At 64.6% G+C, this 19,071-nt stretch carries 12 protein-coding genes and 3 pseudogenes; 6 read left to right on the top strand and 9 right to left on the bottom strand.

Translation table 11 applies throughout. The features are described 5' to 3' along the window. Positions 1-114: 114 nt before the first annotated feature. Together BHS09_RS31575 and BHS09_RS31570 are read right to left on the bottom strand one after the other, a co-directional pair. A pseudogene (locus tag BHS09_RS31575) lies at positions 115-321 on the bottom strand (transposase); the annotation flags it as partial. Between the two features lie 84 nt (positions 322-405). After that, complete coding sequence (locus tag BHS09_RS31570) at positions 406-1,287, bottom strand: DMT family transporter (RefSeq protein WP_140799872.1); 882 nt, start codon at positions 1,285-1,287, stop codon at positions 406-408. Positions 1,288-1,925: 638 nt separating this feature from the next. Between BHS09_RS31570 and BHS09_RS31565 the strand changes: the two genes are divergently transcribed. Together BHS09_RS31565 and BHS09_RS31560 are read left to right on the top strand one after the other, a co-directional pair. Further along, complete coding sequence (locus BHS09_RS31565; protein WP_140799871.1) at positions 1,926-2,819, top strand: LysR family transcriptional regulator; 894 nt, start codon at positions 1,926-1,928, stop codon at positions 2,817-2,819. Between the two features lie 375 nt (positions 2,820-3,194). Beyond that, the gene (locus BHS09_RS31560) at positions 3,195-4,211 is read left to right on the top strand and encodes an alcohol dehydrogenase (RefSeq protein WP_140799870.1); all 1,017 of its coding nucleotides are present in this window, start codon (positions 3,195-3,197) and stop codon (positions 4,209-4,211) included. A 575-nt stretch (positions 4,212-4,786) separates the two neighbouring features. Here BHS09_RS31560 and BHS09_RS31555 read toward each other — a convergent pair. Next, positions 4,787-5,692, bottom strand: a complete 906-nt coding sequence (locus tag BHS09_RS31555; protein WP_140799869.1) for a hypothetical protein — start codon at positions 5,690-5,692, stop codon at positions 4,787-4,789. A gap of 220 nt (positions 5,693-5,912) precedes the next feature. On the opposite strand from BHS09_RS31555, the gene BHS09_RS38760 reads away from it, so the two are divergent. Beyond that, the gene (locus tag BHS09_RS38760; RefSeq protein WP_161607137.1) at positions 5,913-6,143 is read left to right on the top strand and encodes a hypothetical protein; all 231 of its coding nucleotides are present in this window, start codon (positions 5,913-5,915) and stop codon (positions 6,141-6,143) included. Here the strand turns inward: BHS09_RS38760 and BHS09_RS40380 are convergent. After that, the gene (locus BHS09_RS40380; RefSeq protein WP_418763971.1) at positions 6,053-7,372 is read right to left on the bottom strand and encodes a transposase; all 1,320 of its coding nucleotides are present in this window, start codon (positions 7,370-7,372) and stop codon (positions 6,053-6,055) included. The genes BHS09_RS38760 and BHS09_RS40380 overlap by 91 nt on opposite strands. On the opposite strand from BHS09_RS40380, the gene BHS09_RS31545 reads away from it, so the two are divergent. The 3 genes from BHS09_RS31545 (at position 7,371) to istB (ending at position 12,978) form a co-directional block, all read left to right on the top strand. After that, the gene (locus BHS09_RS31545) at positions 7,371-9,125 is read left to right on the top strand and encodes an Ig-like domain-containing protein (RefSeq protein ID WP_140799867.1); all 1,755 of its coding nucleotides are present in this window, start codon (positions 7,371-7,373) and stop codon (positions 9,123-9,125) included. The two genes, BHS09_RS40380 and BHS09_RS31545, sit on opposite strands and share 2 nt — an antisense overlap. 1,475 nt (positions 9,126-10,600) lie before the next feature. Beyond that, a complete protein-coding gene (gene istA / locus BHS09_RS31535; protein WP_140793108.1) occupies positions 10,601-12,217 on the top strand; it encodes an IS21 family transposase in 1,617 nt (538 codons plus the stop codon). Then, the gene (gene istB / locus BHS09_RS31530; protein WP_140787629.1) at positions 12,214-12,978 is read left to right on the top strand and encodes an IS21-like element helper ATPase IstB; all 765 of its coding nucleotides are present in this window, start codon (positions 12,214-12,216) and stop codon (positions 12,976-12,978) included. Before istA ends, istB begins: the two co-directional genes overlap by 4 nt. Before the next feature lie 755 nt (positions 12,979-13,733). Here istB and BHS09_RS31520 read toward each other — a convergent pair. From BHS09_RS31520 to BHS09_RS40375, 5 genes and pseudogenes are all read right to left on the bottom strand, one after another. Beyond that, positions 13,734-14,519 (bottom strand): anti-sigma factor antagonist, encoded by a 786-nt coding sequence (locus BHS09_RS31520; RefSeq protein WP_161605183.1) that lies wholly within the window; start codon positions 14,517-14,519, stop codon positions 13,734-13,736. Positions 14,520-14,856: 337 nt separating this feature from the next. Then, a complete protein-coding gene (locus BHS09_RS31515; protein WP_237080474.1) occupies positions 14,857-16,242 on the bottom strand; it encodes a prenyltransferase/squalene oxidase repeat-containing protein in 1,386 nt (461 codons plus the stop codon). 297 nt (positions 16,243-16,539) lie between these two features. Beyond that, positions 16,540-16,713, bottom strand: a pseudogene (locus BHS09_RS39695) (pentapeptide repeat-containing protein); the annotation flags it as partial. Positions 16,714-17,035: 322 nt separating this feature from the next. Continuing rightward, positions 17,036-17,902, bottom strand: a complete 867-nt coding sequence (locus BHS09_RS31510; protein ID WP_140799864.1) for a hypothetical protein — start codon at positions 17,900-17,902, stop codon at positions 17,036-17,038. Positions 17,903-18,280: 378 nt separating this feature from the next. Next, positions 18,281-18,930, bottom strand: a pseudogene (locus BHS09_RS40375) (transposase); the annotation flags it as partial. Positions 18,931-19,071 lie beyond the last annotated feature (141 nt).

The following is a 19,071-nucleotide window of genomic DNA, read 5'->3' as shown; positions in this document are numbered from 1 at the left end:
CCTAATGAGCTTCAGGGAGTGACGTTAAGGGCGAGGCTGTTGAGTTCGTGAGCAGGACTTCTCATGGCATGGCAGCCTCGCCATCTCTCCACCGAGCAGAAGCAGGAGCGACGATTTCTTCAGCCGCGCGTTCTCCTTCTCCAACTCCTTGAGCCGCGTCGCGTCGCTTGCCTCCATGCCGCCGAACTTCTGCCGCCACCGGTAGAGCGTCTGCTCGGCGACGCCGTGCTTCCGGGCCACCTCCACCACGCTGGCCCCAGGCGCCTCCGCCTCCCGCAGGATGCGGACCATCTGCTCCTCGGTAAACCTGCTCTTCCTCACGACCGACCTACCTCCTGGCCGCGAGGACTCTCTCACTCTTCAGCTGGTCCGAAAATTGGGGAGCAGACCACTCGGAATCACCAATTAGGCGTGCGCATTGGCTTTGCCTTGGTTGAGTGAGGCCCACACGACGGCGCCGCAAATGAGAGCACCGCCTAGTAGCGTCCGTGTGCTAGGTACTTCTCTGAGTATGAGCCACGCGAGCAAGATTCCGTAGACCGGCTCCAGGCTGAACACCACGCTCGTCGTCCTTGCTCGTAGATGTCGTAGGCTTGCCACCACAAGGCCTTGTCCTAGCGCGGTAAACACCACTCCCAGGATGGAGAGCAGTATCAGGTCGCGACCTGTAAGCGTACCTTCCCACTGCAGGGCGAGGGGCAGCGAGCATAGTGCGGCAAAGCCCTGCTGATAGAGCGAGATGCTGATGGTGGAGTATTTATGGGTATAGGAGCGACTTAGGAGCGACAGTACGGCAAAGGTGAATGCGGAGAGAATTCCCCACAGCAGTCCCTGAGTCAGATGGTTGCTGAAATCGAAGCTCGGCGTCACGAGCACCAATCCCACTGTCACGGTAGTTGCCGTGACGACGTCGCGACGGTGTAGACGTTCGCTGAAGATGATGGGTTCGAGGATGGTGGTGAATAGAGGGAATGTTGAGAACGCCAGTAGTCCGATGGCTACGGTGGATACTTGGATTGAGAGAAAAAATGTAAACCAGTGGGTGGCTAGGATTGCACCTGAGAGGGCTAGGGCTCCCAGGTCCTTGAATCCATGTAGGCGGAGGTTTGTTTGGGTCAGTATGGCAGCAATCAGGAGCGCCAGGCATCCGAATGTTGTGCGGCCTGAGACGAGTGCCATGGGACTGATTGTGAGGAGTTTGGCAAAGAGGCCCGCGCCGCCCGCGAGTAATACGGCAATGTGGATTTGAAGGAGCCCGTGATGATGGTTGGTGTGGGGTTTCTGCATGGTGTTTTCTTGGTGGTTGATATGCTTGGATGGCTCTGTGTTTGGGTGTGATAGGGGCGGGAGTGGTGCCAGTTGTTGATGTGGACGTGGCGGCGCTGTGTTCCGCGCGGTCCCGTCCGCTGCGGCTCTCGAGTGGACGTGGCTCGCGAGTTTGCCAAGGGCTGTTCTGGCTAGAGCCTCGAAGCACTCCCCAGTGCTTGAATGAGTTCTTCGGCCAAGCAGACTGTCACTGCTGCAGACGCTGGGTCCTGCAGTCGTTGTTCTTGGGTGTGAGTCGCGAACAGTGACTTCTAGAGTCTGGGGCGTTCTGTAGGGGCGGTTGGCGGCTACCTCCCCTCTGGAGGAGATAGGCGTCAGTCTGGATGGATGCAGAGGGGCGAAAGTGCTGTGCTGGCAATGCGCATGGTTGCCAACGTCCTTGCGGTCAAGGCGGGCGGCACTGTGAGTACTGCCGGGGCAGACGAGACTTCGAGCGCGAACCCGCGTCCAAGTAGCAGGGGAAGTCTTGAGCTGAAAGGGAGCGGAGATTTGTCTCCACTCGCTGATGAAGAAGAGCAGTCACTGGGGTGAACGTGTCTCTTGACGGGTCATCTGTCCAATATATTGTAGGGCCTAGAGCTATCTGTTTTGGATCTACCATGGAATTAAGGCATATCCGATATTTCTTGGCGGTCGCCGAGGAGCGAAACTTCACGCGAGCGGCCGCTCGCGTGGGGATCGGTCAGCCGCCGCTCAGCCAGCAGATTCGTGACCTTGAAGAAGAAGTGGGTACCCCGCTTTTTCGCCGAATGTCGCATGGTGCGGAGTTGACCGAGGCGGGCAGGGCCTTTCATGCGGCAGTGCACTCCCTTCCCGTGCAGGTGGCCGTGGCTATCCGGGAGGCACAACGTGCTGGACGTGGCGAAACAGGGGTGCTCCGCATTGGCTTCACGAGTTCAGCGGCGATTAACCCTGTCGTTCCAGGAGCAATTCGGGCATTTCGCCACCGTTATCCCGAGGTCGAGCTGACCCTTAATGAGAATAACAGCGCGTCTCTTGGGGCCTCACTACACGAGGGGAGTCTCGAACTCGCGTTTATGCGCCCCTCTGGAATCGACACGGTTGAGATGAACGTAGTTTCATGGCCCGATGAGCCGATGGTTGTTGCGCTTCCGGCTGGACACCCCGCGTTGCCCATGGCGGCCTCGGGCCCTGTGGCCCTCGCAAGCTTGCGTGAGGAGCTATTCATCCTCACGCCGAGAATGAACGGCCCAGATTTGTTTGACGCCGCAGTGAGGGCTTGCGCTGCGGCTGGCTTCGAGCTGCGCGTGGGACAATCCGCACCACAAATCGCATCGGTCCTTTCGCTCGTCGCAACTGGCCAGGGGGTTTCAATCGTCCCGGCGTCAATGCGTCAACTTGCCCTGGAGGGCGTCAGCTACCGAGATATCAGCGACGCACGGCCGGTTGCACGACTTGCTCTTGTTTACCCGAAATCCAGCCGTTCGGCCCTTGTTCATAACTTCTTGGAGATCGCTCGGCGGGATGTGTAATAGGTTCTCTGTTTGCCTTGTCTCTCATGGCTGGATTGATGACCGACAAGGCGACTGGCGATAGTCGCGCCGGGATGTCGCTCACTCGCATTGACGCGCTGCCGAATAGGGCTTTGACGCACGTATGCCGCAGCGACCGAATTCTGGGTAGGCACAGGGCACGGAGGTCGCGGGAGCGCTCGACTCTCTGCCGTCTGAGGGGCGACGGCCCATTCGCCGTGGCCGGTCCCTGCCACCCTCACCCGCCACTGAGCAACACCGGCATGGAGGCGGCCGCCCGCATGGACGCCGCCTCAACTCCATCTGGCCTGTCGTCTTCACTTCGGGGCCTGCCCATATTCACCTGCGTTCTTCACACCCATGGGGGAGGGCGCGATGGCCAGGAAGATGAAGGCAGTGCAGGTGAAGCAGGCGAAGGGCCCGCTCGAAGTCGTGGGGCGGGATGTCCTCGAGCCTGGCTCCGGACAGGTGCTCATCGCCGTGGACGCGTGTGGCGTCTGCCACAGCGATGCGATTACCAAGGAGGGGTGGATGCCCGTTCAGTACCCGCGGGTGCCCGGCCATGAAGTGGTGGGCCGCATTGACAAGGTGGGGCCCGGGGTGACGGCGTGGAAGGCGGGCCAGCACGTGGGCGTGGGCTGGCACGGGGGCCACTGCGGCCAGTGCCCCGCGTGCCGCGTGGGCGACTTCGTCACCTGTGACTTCCAGCAGATCTGCGGCATCAGCTACGACGGCGGCTACGCCGAATACATGCTCGCGCCCCAGGAGGCCCTGGCCCGAGTCCCGGACGGTATGAAGTCCGAGGACGCCGCGCCGCTCTTGTGCGCGGGCGTGACGACGTTCAACTCCCTGCGGAACATGGGCGCGAAGCCGGGCTCCCTGGTGGCGGTGCAAGGCATTGGCGGCCTGGGGCACCTGGCCATCCAGTTCGCGCGCAAGTTGGGCTACCGCACCGTGGCCATCTCGCGCGGGGCGGACAAGCGGAAGCTGGCGACGGAGCTGGGCGCCCATGAATACATCGACACGGAGAAGGGCGAGGTGGGCAAGGCGCTCCAGGCCCTGGGCGGCGCGCGCGTCATCATGATGACCGCGTCGAGCAACAGCCTGGTGGCGGACATGATTGGCGGCCTGGGCCGCGACGGCGTCCTGCTCTTACTGGGCGCGGGCGCGGAGCCCATTCCCGTCACCAGCCAGCAACTCATCATGAAGCGCCAGCGCGTCCAGGGCTGGCCCAGCGGCATTCCCCAGGACTCGCAGGACACCATGGACTTCAGCGCGCTCACGGGTGTGCGCTCCCAGAATGAGGTGTTTCCCCTGGAGCGCGCTGGCGAGGCCTTCGAGCGAATGATGAGCAACCACGCCCGCTTCCGAGTGGTGCTCAAGATGCGATGAGCAGTGCACTCGCTCCTCATGTTGGCTGTCAGCGCGGGCGTGTCCTCGGACTGTCTTCTCGGTCCGGAATCCAATTCGAGGGCACTGGCCCCGCGTGGAGAAGAGCAGCGCGGCGGGGGTAGCGCTGTGCCGGTCGAGAAGCGCGGCCGAGACAGTCTGAGAGCCGTCTCTGAGAGTCTGTGCCGCGCAACGAAATCGTGAGTACCCAGTAAAGGCTAACCGCGCTTCGCTCTCTCGGTTAACAGGTCGCCCGATTCGTCATTCTGAAAGAGGGAAACGACGCAACCCTGGAAGGTGTGACATCGAAAGCCCGGGATTGTCAGAATCGGATGCCCTTGATGGTTAACAAAGCTGTTAACCACGTCCAGGTGGCCCCGTGGCCCATCGCGGCCGGTCCGGCCAGCGTCCACGGCCTCCCCGGGCGGTGTCGAGCCGGCCGCGCCAGGTTGCCGCTGCCCCAACTCGCGGCTGCATGTTGCGTGGCCCAGCGAACTCGGGCCACGGACCGGCGGCGTGGAGTCCCCCTTCATCGCCCAGAGGGCGGGGGCATCCGAGCCGTGCCTCCACGCGCGGCGCTACGGGGACGACGCAATCCTGTTCTCGCGCCTGCGCTCCTCGTAGTCGGGCCAGCCGAAGTGGCCTTCGTGCTCCTCGACACCCAGCTCCGCGGTGGCCGAGGCGCGCAGGGCCTCGAACTGGCCGCTGTCCCGCATCTCGAGCAGCGTCGCGACGAGCATCTTCCCCAAGTGCTCCTCGAGTTGCGCGTGCGCCTCGGGCGTGCCCCAGGTCCCATCCTCGCGGGCCGCGAGTTTCGCGCCATCGAGGCCCACCAGGGACGGCCTGTGCTCCTTCATGTCGGCCCAGCGCGGGACGAGGAGCTCCGCGAAGCCGAAATGGGTCATCGCGTCGCCACGTCCCGGCTCGGCCGCCGGGTCGAGGTCGAAGCTCACGTTCAGCGTCCCGTTGTCGGTGGAGTACTGGAGCTCCAGTCGTTGGAGCGGCCGTGCGTCCTGGACCCGGGCGAAGTCCTTTACTGCCTTGGCGAGGAACTTCGCGACGCGCTGGCGCTCCTTGCCCAAGTCCAACGGGGCGACCTTCTTCTTCGGGGGAATCTCGACGTAATACGAGGCGCGGAAGGCGCCCTCGGTGCCCTCCCATGGAGCCAGGGCGATGAAGGCCTCGGTCTCGTGGCCCTTCGCGTTCTTCAACACCAGGTCACACCAATACGTCGGTTGCGGGTGCAGGCGCTGCGAGCGGAAGATGGACCACCGGGGCTGCACGAAGGGCTTCAGCGTCGCGCTCGTGACTTGAAAGCCGCTCTTGCCGAGTCCGCGGATGAAGCTGTCGTTCTGGCGGGGAGGGCCGGCCTCGGGAAAGTCGGGATGCTCGTGCGCCCGCAGGCCGGACCAGTCACAGGCATCGAACAGCTCGCGCCAGCGGTCCACGAATGCGACCGCGCCCGGGGGAGGAGAGGACGTCATGCGGCAGCTATACCTCAACGGCCGCGCGGCTTGGGCTCCTCCTCGTCGTCCGGGTACATGTCTTCCGGGTTCGTCTCGTCATCCGAATACATGCCCTCGGGCTGGGGCTCCGGATCCTCGACGCGCTCATGACGCAGCGACCGAATTTGGGGTAGGCACAGGGGAGCACGGTCATCCTCCAGATTGGAGGAAAGGCGGGGACGAGTGCCGACTACAATGCGTGGAACGACTCGCTGGACAAAGCCATCACCTGGAACACGACACGCTTCCAGAAGTTGTATCCCAGCCTGATGCTGCTGTCGGGCGTGGACAACGACTCTCTCTCTCCACCGCGAATGCGCTACTCCAGAAGTTCAACAGCTACTCGCACGTCAAGTCCCTCCAGCCATTTATCGATGTGGCCGGGTACGAGAAGAAGCTGGCCGAACTGCTCAATCCTTTCGGGGAGTAGGTGAGCGAACCAGCCAGTACCCAGGAGACCGGATGAGGCGTCGCCGGCTCTTGCGCGCGTACTGCAACTCGAAGCCGAGGGGGCGACAAGCTCCTCCTTCCGTGAACCTGGCTGTGGGGGCATGACACGACGTGCACCGTGCTCCAGTGCCTTCGGCGCACACCTCCAGATTCCAGCCAGCACGAAGGTAGGGCATCACGCGTTTGGGAGTCGCTCAGAACATGGCGCTGTTGGGGCGCCCTGCGCCGGCGCTGCGTCACTCGGATAGAGGCCGGGGCAATTCCGAATCCTGTGTAGTTGGTTCGGAGGGGCCCAGGGCGGAAAGCACCGCGGAGGTATCCAGCAGCAGTGGTATCTGGGGCTGAGCTCATCAGGGACATGTCGCGGTAGCGGCGGTCATTCCAGACGCTGGTGACTTCAATGACGATGGCGGTGATGAGGCGCAGCGCACTGGCGCGGTCCAGTACGGCGCCGACAGCGCGGATGCGACGCTTCACCTCGCCGTGGAGTTGCTCCAGGCCATGGATTTGTGAAGGCGCTTCCAGGGGGGCTGGGGAAGGCAAAGAAGTAAGTGACGGCGGCGAAGCCCTCACGCAGACACTCCATGGCCTCGACACCTGGCGGCCCAGGCCGGTTTGGAACGCCTCCTGGTGCTTTGGAGCCTCCTGGAGGCTGGGAGTCCGAAGGGCGGCTGACGTCTCCGTACCGAGCCGGCCTCGCAGCCGCCAGGGGGCTTTGGCGAGGGCGTTCCGGTGAGGTGCGCCGTGAAGCGCAGCAACTGAGCTTCTGATTAACATCCGTCGTGCCACAGCGGCCAGCCCCGCGCGCTCATCGGCGATGACGAGTCGGATGCCCGTCAGTCCCGCTTGAGCAGCAGGTGCAGCAGTCCCAGACAGGAACTCCACCGACTCGCTGCCCCAGTGGATGTCCAGCAGGTGTCGGTGCCTGTCCTCGTCCTCGCCGTAAGCCACCAGGGCAGAGACATTCGGCACCGTGCGCGTCTCGCTCACTCGCCTTGACGCACTGCCGAATGTGGCCTTGACGCACTCATGACGCAGCGACCGGATTTGGATAGGCACAGGTGCTGCGGTTTGGGGTCCACTATTCGCACTAATATGAGCGCGAACAAGTCGACAAATGAGGATTGACAGCGCGGCCAGCGTCAGCGGAGAACCCGGCGCTCCGCGTTTACGCTGCCCATATCGGGCACCCCCACGAGGAAACGTCATGTCATATTTGCTTTCGAGATGGCTCGCAGCGCCAGTCGCCGCATTGCGCGCTGGATTGGTGCTTGGACTGGCGGCCAGCACCCTCGCCGCTTGTCGCGACAACGAGCCGCCCAGCATCCCGCCGGTGACCCGCAACATCACGCTTGAGACGGTGGAAGACACGCCCCTCAATCTGCGCCTGCCGGCCACCGGCAACGAGGCACTCACTTTCACCATCGTCGACGCACCGGACCACGGCACATTGAGTGATATCAGCGCCAGTGGCTCCGTCACCTACACCCCCGGCGCCGATTACAATGGCGAAGATGCGCTCATCTTTCGTGCCACCAACCGCCAGGGCCAAAGCGCCCAGGGCACGGTGACCATCACCATCACCCCAGTGAACGACACGCCCACGCTATCCTCGTTGGCCAACCAGACCATCGCCGAGGACAGCTCGACTGGTGACCTGGCCTTCACCCTGGGCGACGTGGAGACCACCGCCGACGGCCTCACGGTCACCGCGACGTCCTCCAACACCGCCCTGGTGCCCGACGCCCCCACAAACCTGGTCTTCGGAGGCTCCAGCACCAGTCGCACCCTCAAGGTGGTTCCCGTCGCCAACGCCAGCGGTACCACCACCGTCACCCTCTCGGTGAGCGACGGCTCCGCCACCGCCTCCACCACCTTCACGGTCGACGTCACCGCGGTGAATGACCTCCCTACCATTTCCCCCGTGGCCAACCAGAGCATCACTGCTGGCAGCTCGACCGGCGACCTGGCCTTCACCGTGGGCGACGTGGAGACCGCCGCCGACAGCCTCACGGTCACCGCCACGTCCTCCAATACAGACCTGGTGCCCAATGACCCCAGCCATCTCGTCCTTGGCGGCTCCGGCTCCAGCCGCATCCTCAACGTCGTCCCTGTCGCCAGCGCCAGCGGCTCCACCACCATCACCCTCTCCGTGAGTGACGGCGCCGCTACCACCTCCACCACCTTCACGGTCGACGTCACCGGTCTTGCGAGCCTCTACTGGATCACGACCGCCGGCTCGCTGTGGAGGGTTGACGTGAACGGCACGAATGCCATTGAGCTCAAGACTGGCATCAGCGGGGCCGGTTTCGTCGCCACCGACCCGGTCACCCGTACCATCTTCTACACGCGCGACAGCGCCATCGTCCGAGCGGCCAGTGATGGGGCGAATCCGGTCGATGTCGTGGCGGACGGAGGCTACCCCAGCGCGCTGGCAGTCGATTCGACGAACCGCAGGCTGTACTGGTCCGATTTCAACGGAGAACGGATCATGCGCGCCGAGCTGGACGGCAGCAATCCAACGCAGGTCGTCGGGGGCATCAATAGCCCGTCTGCCATCGCGTTCGATATCCCGAATGATAAGATGTATGTAATTACCTATAACAACACCAGTCTCGTGCGATTCAATCTCGATGGTACCAACCTGGAGACCCTCGCTTCAGGCCTGGGCGGCCTGGGGGTGGGCCTGGCGGTCGACCCGAGCGGCGGGAAGGTGTACTACTCGACCCGCGGCAACAGTATCTATGTCTCCGATCTGGACGGCTCCAACGCCACTACCCTGGTGACCAACCAGACCACAGTGCACGGGATTGCCATCGATGCCACGGCCGGGCGGCTGTATTGGGTGGATTGGCTGGGTGGAGTGCTCCGGAGCGCCAATCTGGCCGACGGCAGCGATATCCAGGACGTAAACTCGGGCAGCAGCAGGAACTTGGGTCTGGCCTGGATGCCTGCGCCGTAGCCAGGAGCAGGCGGCACTTCGCATCCAGGGGCTCCAACAGAAGTCAGGCCCATTGACGACGTGAGCGTCCGGCTGGAGGCAAGAGGGTGGTCCCGCCCTCTTCATGTACCTTCCTCAGTCCTCTGCGACCCGAACTGCACGGAGTCGAAATCGCGCTCGTCAGCTCACGGCGAGCAGAGGTTCGCGAGGTCGTAGCGCTGCGCCAGGAATGCGCGCGCGCCGCTATTCCGGAAGTTTCGGAGCGTCTGCTCTGCGTGTGGCATCCGGTGGCCTGTCTGGCAGGGGACTGTGTGGAGGTAGGAGGGGGCCAGGTCGGCTGGACTATCGAAGTCGTAGGCGGTCGACGTGCTCGTCATGCGGCACCCTCGGCAGTGCGGCGTGATGACGCCTTCGTCGATAATCCGGTCCTCTTTTTTCGTCTTCCACGCGGGAAGAACGAAGTCGCTCACAGATACGGCAGTGGGGGCCGAAGGGTTCTTCCCGGCGTAAAGCCTGTGGCTGCCAGAAATTCGGGTCCAGTGCCCGCGTGCGTCAGCGAACGCGTCATTGCATGCACGGAACTGCGAATGGGGTTCTGAATAGCGCAGGGACCCCACTGCATGCTGGGGCCAGAAGGGGCGGCGAGTGTGCGCGACTGTCTCTGGGGCGTCAGGCGGCTCATGACAGAGCGCGCCAGACTTCTGGCCTGCCTGCTACGGTCGGCAAGAATGGCACGATGCGGGGCTTCGTGAAGGCGCTGGTCGAGACGATGCTCTCGGCCCTGCGGAGCCGTTCGGAGCTGGCGCTGGGGAACCTGGCTCTTCGCCAGCAACTCGCAGTCTTCCGTGAGACGCGCCCGTCCCCGAGGCGAACGCCTTTTCTGGGGTGTTCTCCATCGCCTCTGGCAGGGGTGGTGAAGGCCACTGTGCTTGGTGCAGCCAGCGACGGTGGTGAAGTGGCATCGGATGGGCTTTCGGCTCTTCTGGCGCTGGAAGTCCCGGCGTCGGACAGGGTGGCCTCGGGCAACTCCGGAACTGCGCGTGTTGATTCGGCGCATGGCCGAAGCCAACCCGACATGGGGTGCCCCACGCATTCACGGAGAGTTGCTGAAGCTGGGGATGGAGGTAGGCCAGAAACGGTCGCTCGGTACATGCCCAGTCCGGGAAGGGGAGCGCCGAAGCCAGCGCCCTCATGGCAGAGCTTCTTGCGCTTACATCTGGCGGAGTCTGCGGGGATGGACTTCTTTGTCATGCCCACTGCGACGTTTGGAGTGCTGTTGGGATTTGTGGTTGTGAGTCACCGGACAGGCGAATCCTCCACCTCAATGTGACAGCGCACCCGACGGAGGAATGGACGAAGCAGCAGTTGCGAGAGGCCTTTCCCTGGGCCAGCCTCAGTGGTCACCCAAAACCAGCCAATGAAGGTCCCCTGAAAACCGGCCAATGGGGAGGGCCGAGACGTTGACGCCCGGGTAGGACGTGGAGTCCGCCCGGGGGATGGGCAACGTCTTGAGCGACGAGAAGAAGCAGCAGGTCATCGCCCTGGGGCGGTTGGGTTGGAGTCTGAGACGTATCGAGGATGCGACGGGGGTGCGCCGTGAGACGGCCAGCGGCTACCTGAAGGCCGCGGGCGTGGGCATCCGTCCACCGCGCCGGTGGGGCAAGTCAAAACCGGCCAATGAGGGGACCACCGAGGCGAGTGAGCCGGAGGCCGAGGCCGCCGGAGCAAAACCGGCCAATGAGGGGACCACCGACTCCATGCCGCGCAGCCGAGCCGGAGTCCGGCACGTATCGGCGAGCATCGTCGCGCCCTACGTCGAGCTGGTGCGGCAGCGGCTGGAGGTGGGCCGCAACGGGCGCGCCATCTACGAGGAGCTCGTCGACACGCAGGGCTACACGGGCAGCTACATTAGCGTGCGCCGCTTCGTCCGGGCGTTGCGCGACAGCCAGGGCCCGGAGGCCAAGGCCGTCATCCACACAACGCCGGGCGAGGAAGCGCAGGTGGACTATGGGGAGGGGCCCATGGTGCGCCACCCGGAGACGGGGAAATACCGGCGCACGCGCATGTTCGTCATGACGCTGGGCTACAGCCGCAAGTCAGTGCGGCTGTTGTGCTGGAAGTCCTCCAGCCGCGCGTGGGCGCAGTTGCACGAGGAGGCCTTCCGGCGGCTGGGAGGCGTGACGCGCACGGTGGTGCTGGACAACCTGCGTGAGGGGGTGCTTTCGCCCGACGTCTACGAGCCGGCCCTCAATCCGCTCTTCCGGGACGTGCTGGCCCACTACGGGGCCACGGCCCTGCCGGCCCGAGTCCGCCACCCGGACAGGAAGGGGAAGGTGGAGTCTGCGGTGGGCCACGCGCAGCGCACGCCGCTGAAGGGCCTGCGCTTCGAGTCGCTGGAGGCCGCCCAGGTCTACCTCGACGCGTGGGAGGCGAAGTGGGCGGACACCCGAATCCACGGCACCACCAAGCGCCAGGTGGCCGCCATGTTCGGCGAGGAGCGCCCATGGCTGCTGGCCCTGCCCGTGGAGCCCTTCCGCTACTACGCCTACGGTGAGCGAGTGGTGCACCTGGACGGGCACGTCGAGGTGGACGGCGCGTACTACTCGGTGCCCCCGGGACACATCGGCCGCAAGCTGCACGTGCAGTGGGACAGCCTCCACGTCCGCCTGCTGCTGCCCGCTACGGGGCAACTGCTCCGGGAGCACACCCGGGCCCCTCGCGGCCACCACCGCACACGCGAGGAGGACAGGCCTTCCCACGCGCCGCGCACCACCGTGCAACTTCTCGAGCGCGCCGCCAGGGCCGGACGCGGCGTCGCCGCCCTTTGCGCCGAGGTGCACCGCCGAGAAGGAGAGGTGGGCACCCGCCGCATCCTGGGCGTGCTGTCCCTGGTGAAGAAGCACGGCGCCGCTGCCCTGGACGACGCCTGCGAGGTGGCTCTCGAGGTGGGCGTCCCCACCTACCGCTTCGTGCGCCGCTACCTCGAAAGACGCACGCCCACTCCCGTCACCCTGCGCCAGGTCGACCCGCTCATCCGCGAGCTCACCCACTACCGCGACGTCATCGTCCGTCTGACTCAACCCACCCCTCACCCAGGAGACACCGAGACATGAATCTCGTCGAAATCACCCGCGCCCTCACCACCTTGCGCCTGTCCGGCATGGCCCAGGCCGTCGAGGCCCGCATCCTCCAGGCGCAAGCCGAGAAGCTCGCTCCACTCGACTTCCTCTCCGCCCTCGTCAACGACGAGTTGACTCGCAGAAGCGACAGCTTCATCCAACGCCGCCTCAAGCAGGGCGCCTTCCGCGACGCGGGCAAGACGCTCGACGGCTTCGACTTCGACTTCAACAAGAAGATGAATCGCCGCCTCGTCTTCGAGCTGGCCACCGGCGGCTTCGTGGAGCGGCGCGAGGACGCGCTCTTCCTTGGCCCTCCAGGCACCGGCAAGAGTCACATCGCCCAGGCCCTCGGCCGCGCCGTCATCCAGTCCCAGGGCCATCGCGTCCTCTACCGCGAGGCGCACCACCTGCTCGAGGAGCTCGCCGAAGCAAGCCTCGAAGGCACCCGACGCCAGAAGCTCGATGCGCTCACCGGCGCGCCTCTGCTCATCATCGATGACCTCGGCATGCGCAAGCTGCCGGCCACCGCCGCCGAGGACCTGCTCGAGCTCATCATGCGCCGCTACGAGAAGGCTTCCACCCTCATCACCTCCAACCGGCCAGTGGAGGACTGGGGGAAGCTCTTGGGGGACAACGCCGCCGTGGCCGCCATGCTCGACCGTCTGCTGCACCATGCCCACGTCGTCCAATTCGGTCCCCGCAGCTGGCGCACCAAGGGGGCCATGGAGTTGCGGACCTCCGAGTCCGCGGGGTAGGAGTCCTCCTGTCTCGGTCCTCTCCCTTTGGCCGGTTTTGAAGGGACCCTCTTTGGCCGGTTTTCACGTGACCATTGAGGGCCAGCGCTCCGAGGTACTTGCACCGAGATGGGGACAATCTCTATTCCGAGGGCGTTCGAGCCACGCTTGCCCATTTGGGGATTCGCGAGGTGCCGAGTGCTGCGCGGTGTCCGTGGCAGAATTCCTATGCGGAGAGAGTCATCGGCTCGATACGTAGGGAACTGCAGGACCATGTCGTCGTCCTGAACGAAGCCGCGCTCGGCGCCTGCTGCGCGAGTACCAGCGCTACTACAACGCGAGCCGGACGCACCTGTCGCTCGGGAAGGATGCGCCCGAGACGCGTGAGGTGGAGGGCCCGGAGCACGGAGTCGAGGTGATAGAGCTACGTGAAGTCTTCGGGCTCCACCACCGGTACGCGCGCCGCGCTGCGTAGAGTCTCGCTCCTTCCAACAACACCCTCGTAGACGCGCGCTTGCTGCACCAGCCTACCTGCGTTCGCAGGACGGGAGGGGAGTGTCCACACGCAGGCAGAAAGGTGTTGAGGCGTCTGAGCCGGGCGTAATTTCGACCTCAATCAAATGGAAGAGAGGACCCAGCGGCTCGTCATGCGCATCGCTCACGTCATGACGCGCGTTTTGACGCAGCTTTGACGCACGCATGACGCAGCGACCGAATTTTGGGTAGGCACAGGGGCCCTGGACGCCAGGGCTCCCCTGCTGACGGTCGAACCAGGGCTACTTGAAGCTGTTCACCGCCTCCTGCTCGGTGTCGTAGACATCAAAGACGGTGATGAGCTTGGTGATCATTAGTAGATCCTGGACCTTCCGAGAGGGGCTCAGCAGCTTGAGCCTGCCGCCCTCACGGCTCGTGGTCGTATAGGAGCTGACCAACTCACCCAGTCCAGCGCTGTCCAGATAGGTCACCTCGGCGAGGTTGAGCACCAGGTTCTTCCTGCCGTCTTGTATCGCGGTGCGAACGGTCTCGCGCAGGACGGTGTCTCCGGCTCCGATGGTGATCCTCCCGGCGAGTTCGAAGAGGGTCACGTCGCCGGACTGCCGCTCCCTGATGTTCAACTCAGACATGGTTCTTTCTCCTGGGGGGTGGTGGGCACTGCGGGGCTGCTGCTTCGACAGGCGAACGACGGTGCCTCCCTCGGGATGGGGCGAGAGCTCGACCGCATCCATGAGTGCGCGCATGAGCAGCACGCCCCGGCCCGAGGGTTTGAGGCGGTGGGCTGGCGCGAGCGCGTCTGGAATCGCGGCGACGTCGAAGCCGGCTCCTTCGTCTCGGACGGAGACTGTCACTCGGTCCGCCAGCGAGACGAGCATCACGTCCACGCGTCGGCTCTCGACGCCTTGGTTCCCGTGTTGGATGGCATTGGCCACGGCCTCCGCCACGGCCAACTCCACGTGCTCGGCGGTCGCGTCCGGGAATCCTGCTTCCCTCAAGAAGACTCGCGTGGCCGCGGTGACGTCATTGATGAAGGTGAGGCGGCTTTCGCCAGACAGCTTCAGGGACATGGGCATCCAGGGCCGTGGACGCGCGGCCTCAAGAAAGCCAAGCCATCGCTTGATATGGAGTACGCTCGAAAATCTGCTTTTGCAAGTATGTTGGTTTTTTAGATATTGGGAAACTGACTGGGGGTTATGACCTTTCGCCCCAGGAAGAAGGATGGACGGGAAGCAGCGCCGCACTCGCCTCGACGCACTGTCCAAGGTGGTCTTGTTGCTCCGATGATGCAGCGACCGGGGTTTGGGTAGGCTCAGCCTTCATTGCACTCCGAAGTTGGTGGCGCGCAGGGCCCGGCCCACGACTGCCGGAGGCGCTGTGACCTTCACCCGCTTCCGTCGGGCAAGCTCAGAGTTCCGTGAGGGGCCGCGGCGGAGTACGGGAGGCCCTTGCCACAGCGGCCAGTCCATGAACGGAGAGGGCGTGGATCTGCATGGGGTAGTCAATAGCGAAGGGCCTTGGACCGTACATCTGCAGCGGCCCAGGCCAAGAGCCCCCCGGCTCTTGGAGTTCTGCCAGGTAGTGGATGGCGCGAGTCACGCACAGGTGCTCATTGGGCAGGTAGAAGGTCAGTAACGCTAGCGCCATACCCGTGGCAGCTGCCGAACTCGCCGCCCCTTGGGTGGGAGGCCAACCCCCATCCGGGTTCTGCCGCTCAACGAGCTCCCGTGCAAGATGCCGTGTCGAGTCATGGGAGGGGCCAAGCGCCAGCCCCACCTCGTGAGAGGCATAAGAGTCGATGTTGTACCAGTGCGCACGACAGCCGCCTTCCTGCCGCGCGCGCAGTGCAAGCCACTCCCCTGCGGGGGCCCAGAACGCAGGGACCGTGCCCCATTTTCGCAACGCCAAGATGGCATGTGCGACCACGTCCTCGGCGGGTGGGTCGTCCCGGGACTGCCACGTCAGCCACAGCCCCGCTGGGGTCTGCATCCGCTCCAGGTACGCTCGCCCCAGGCCCGACGCGGACGTCCCGGCGTCCGTGCGAGGTAGGGCAAGCATCGCCATCGAGGTGGTGTCGGTATCCGACTCGACCCCTTCCCGGTAGGACCAGCCACCGTCCTCATTCTGAGCGCGAAGGAGGAAGGACCAGGCACGCTCGAACATCGCGGGCTCCAGGTCTTCACACCCCTCCAGCGCTCGGCACAACAGAGCCGTATCCCATACCTCCGCGGGGCTGAAGCACCACACCCCCGCTGTCGTGCGCTCGTGAAGAAGGAAGTCGAGCGCGCGGGCGAAGGCCTCCGAGGTGGGGTCCCACCGGCGCAGCGCCGCGAGCGCCACGAGGGTTGCCCCCATCTGCTCACCGAAGGAGCCCGAGGTCGATTGGGCCTCGCGCAGCGCCTTCAGCGCCTCTACGGTGTCCGCTGACGGCGCTTCATCAGCCAGCAAGAGGAACAGCGCGGCCAGCTCCGCTCCTGACCAACGCTTGAGTCGCACGGTCTGACGGGCGCGGAGCCGCTCCAGCAACTGGGCCTGGAGTTCCTCGCGAGACGGCCCTCCACGCACGGGTGCGCCCACCGCGAGCGCGAGCGCGAGGAAGAAGTTCCGGCGGTCGCAGAAGACCGGCTCGGAGAAGAGCGGATGGGACACGTCAAGGGTGGCCGTGGGGGCCGTGCTGCCCACCCACCCTTGGAGCCAGCTCTCTATCAGACGAGGCACTTCGTGGTGTTTCTGGACCGGTGCGGCCTGGACCCAGCGACGTGTCGCGCGCAGGTGCGGTCGCAATTCGGGCACGAATGCATCCGCGATCAAGCACGCCAGGGCATTCTCAAGGAACCTTGGCGAGGGGGGGACCCGCCACGCACCATCCGCTGACTGGGCTTGGGCCAGATGTGCACAGGCGCGGCGCAGCACACGCCGCACGTGGTGTTGAAGGTCTTCATTCTTCGGACAGGGGCTCTCCTCTGCGTGACGGGCCCCGTCTGGCATGACCGCGCCTGTTTGTGCCTCGGCACTCTTCCCTTGAGCCTTGATGTTTCCGGTGACGTCGGTGAGGTCGGCGCCGGTGAGGTCGGCGCCGGTGAGGTCGGCGCCGGTGAGGTCGGCGCCGGTGAGTCTGGCGTCACGGAGATTGGTGTCGAGGAGCGAGGCTCTGCTGAAATCAGCGCCGCTGAAGTCGAATCGCGAGAGGTCGAATCCGTCGAATCTGACTCCGGTGAGGTCAGGTCTTATGTCTGGGTTGTCCTTTCTCCATTGGTTCCACATGCTGCGGGCGGTGGGGCCCCCGTCACCAATCTGCTCAACGTGAGAGCGGTCTGCCATGGACGTTTCTTCCTCGAAGTGAACATCGCGTTCATCTGATGAAACTGGCCATACCCAATCGGTACACACCACGAGTTGGAGTCGTTGGGAGCGCCAGCACTTCCTTGGAAGCGAGGTCCGTACGACTTGATGGGGCGTGCGCCGGCCGTCGCCCCAACTTCCCTCATGTCGTCTTTCTACGAGGCCACCGGCCTTGTCGACGGGTGGGGTGACAAGAGGTGTTGGACCGCGGGAATGAGCGGGCGCAGTCCAAGAGCACGTCACTTCAATGTGTGTCCTCCAGGGGAGGGACCGTCATGGGGGCGGGGTACCAGAATGGGCCCAGGCGGATACCCAGCCCCACCATGGGTCCTTCCTCCCACGCGCGGCGGTGGCTGATGGCCTCTTCCGCCCGCCCCGTCTTGTCGGCGCGCCAGGTGCGCCGCAGGTAGGCATGGTCGTAGAGCACCGTGCGCAGTTCCCGCTCGGTAAGCCGGTAGCCGGGCCGCTGGGTGAAGTAACAGTCCATTGGGCCTTGCAGCAGGGGAGGGACCTGCTCCGGGGACACCATGGGCTTGCCAAAAGCAATCATCAACTGGGCGAGAGGGATGTCCTCGCCGTAGAGTGCACGGATGGCATCCTCGCGGGTGCGGGCTCCGGTGCGAATCACGGCCTGGAGCAACTCGTTCCAGGGGGCCCCCGACTGCGCCACCACCGAGCACCACAGTGTGTGCTTGCCCCGAGGGGTGGCTGCCGCGACCTTCTCGGAAAGAGGCCGTAGCTCATCCGGCAGACTCTCGGCGCCCAGCAACCGCAGGCGCCAGTCCTGGTGCTGGGAGGTGGTGAGCAGCGAGAATTCTTTCACGAACAGTGCCACCCAGTCGAACAGGCGCTCGCGGTAGTGCGGGGTGACCTCAGCGAACTGACTCGGTGTGAGCAAGGGGGTGATGACGTGGCGCACCCCGTGGTGGAAGAACAGCTCCACGCAGGCTTTCATCTGGGAGATGGACCAGTGGGCATAGTCCTCGGAACTCACGTCGATGCCGGCCAGGGCGGCACTGCGGCGAGTGCCTTCCACTACCCAGATGAGCGTGGCGGGCGCTATCCGACGCACTTGCTCGATTGGCGCCGCGAGAAATTGGTCCAAGGACATGGGTTCTGCTGCTGAGATATCGGGTGTCTTGTCAGGCATCGGGCTCCTTCAATCGAGTGCAACGGACCTCATGTGTTCGGAACCGTCGAACGCGCGGCAGTAGGGATAGCGCCTATCTCGGAAGGGGCTCCGGGCGCAAGCCGGGTCCTGAGTCCAGGAGAGAGGTTTTTCTACCCGCATCATCTCCCGGAGGCTGCGCACGGGGGAGGCATGGCCATTGTCATGTGGGTCGAGGGGTAGGCTTTTCCCGTGACTTTGTCGACTCCTCGTTCGTGCGGGAGTCAAAAAAGGGAGCCTCGCGGCCCAGCCCGCGAGGGTCAAGTCCCGAATCTTGTATAATTGCTCAGGAGGGGCGGGGAGGAAGGTTCTTTGGCGGTATCATGAATGGGTGTCTGTGTTTGACCTCAGCAGGGGCCTGTCGTGGTAGCGGCGGTCGTCCCAGACTCGGGTGACTTGGCGGGCGACGGAGGTGACGAGGCGCAGCGCACTCACGCGGTCCGGGACGGCGCCGGCAGCGCGGATGCGGCGTTCCACCTTTCCGAGGAGGAGATCAAGGCCCTTGGTGCTGCGCAGGCGCTTGCAGTGGGCCCAGGGGAAGGAGAAGGAGCGGGTGGCCGCGGCGAAGCCTTCGCGTGACACTCCATGGCCTCGGGGACCTGTCGCTCCAGGCCGGCCTGGAGCGCCTCCAGGTGCTTCCTGGGGTCCAGGGGAGAGGGGGCTTCGACGACGTCCGTGGTGTCTTTGCCAAGCCGGCCACGCAGCCTCCAGGGCGCCTTGGCGAAGACGTTCCGGGTAGAGTGCACCGTGTAACGCTGGAGCTGGGCCTCGGGCAGTTGCTGCCAGACCGCGGCAGCCAAGCCCGCATGCCCGTCGGCGATGACGAGGCGCATGCCCCTCAAGTCTCGCTCAAACGGTTGGCGAAGCAGCTCCAGCCACGAGTCCACCTACTGGCTGCCCAATATGATTGCCAGCAGGTGTCGGTGCCCATCCTTGCCCTCGCCAAAGGCCACCAGGGCCGAGACGTTCTGCGCTGCGCACCTCTCTCACTCGCTGTGACGCTCTATCCAATCCGAGTGTCCTGAGTTCCAGGCCACGGCGGACCGCCTCGTGCGGCCCATGGAGGCGTCGCTCTTCCAGGCCGGGATGCAGCGACCGGTGCGCGTCCTCCG

The sequence above is a fragment of the Myxococcus xanthus genome (assembly GCF_006402735.1).
Lineage (GTDB): Bacteria > Myxococcota > Myxococcia > Myxococcales > Myxococcaceae > Myxococcus > Myxococcus xanthus_A.
Note: the sequence above shows the minus strand (reverse complement) of the source record. Positions and strands in the feature narration are given on the sequence as shown.

What these genes read in the sequence shown, in the direction of transcription:
- BHS09_RS31545 (WP_140799867.1), top strand. Translation starts at nt 7,371, where the DNA reads ATGTCATATTTGCTTTCGAGATGGCTCGCAGCGCCAGTCGCCGCATTG.
- BHS09_RS31510 (WP_140799864.1), bottom strand. Translation starts at nt 17,902, where the DNA reads ATGTCCTTGGACCAATTTCTCGCGGCGCCAATCGAGCAAGTGCGTCGG.
- istB (WP_140787629.1), top strand. Translation starts at nt 12,214, where the DNA reads ATGAATCTCGTCGAAATCACCCGCGCCCTCACCACCTTGCGCCTGTCC.
- BHS09_RS31560 (WP_140799870.1), top strand. Translation starts at nt 3,195, where the DNA reads ATGGCCAGGAAGATGAAGGCAGTGCAGGTGAAGCAGGCGAAGGGCCCG.
- BHS09_RS40380 (WP_418763971.1), bottom strand. Translation starts at nt 7,372, where the DNA reads ATGACGTTTCCTCGTGGGGGTGCCCGATATGGGCAGCGTAAACGCGGA.
- BHS09_RS31565 (WP_140799871.1), top strand. Translation starts at nt 1,926, where the DNA reads ATGGAATTAAGGCATATCCGATATTTCTTGGCGGTCGCCGAGGAGCGA.
- istA (WP_140793108.1), top strand. Translation starts at nt 10,601, where the DNA reads ATGGGCAACGTCTTGAGCGACGAGAAGAAGCAGCAGGTCATCGCCCTG.
- BHS09_RS31555 (WP_140799869.1), bottom strand. Translation starts at nt 5,692, where the DNA reads ATGACGTCCTCTCCTCCCCCGGGCGCGGTCGCATTCGTGGACCGCTGG.
- BHS09_RS31570 (WP_140799872.1), bottom strand. Translation starts at nt 1,287, where the DNA reads ATGCAGAAACCCCACACCAACCATCATCACGGGCTCCTTCAAATCCAC.
- BHS09_RS31520 (WP_161605183.1), bottom strand. Translation starts at nt 14,519, where the DNA reads ATGTCCCTGAAGCTGTCTGGCGAAAGCCGCCTCACCTTCATCAATGAC.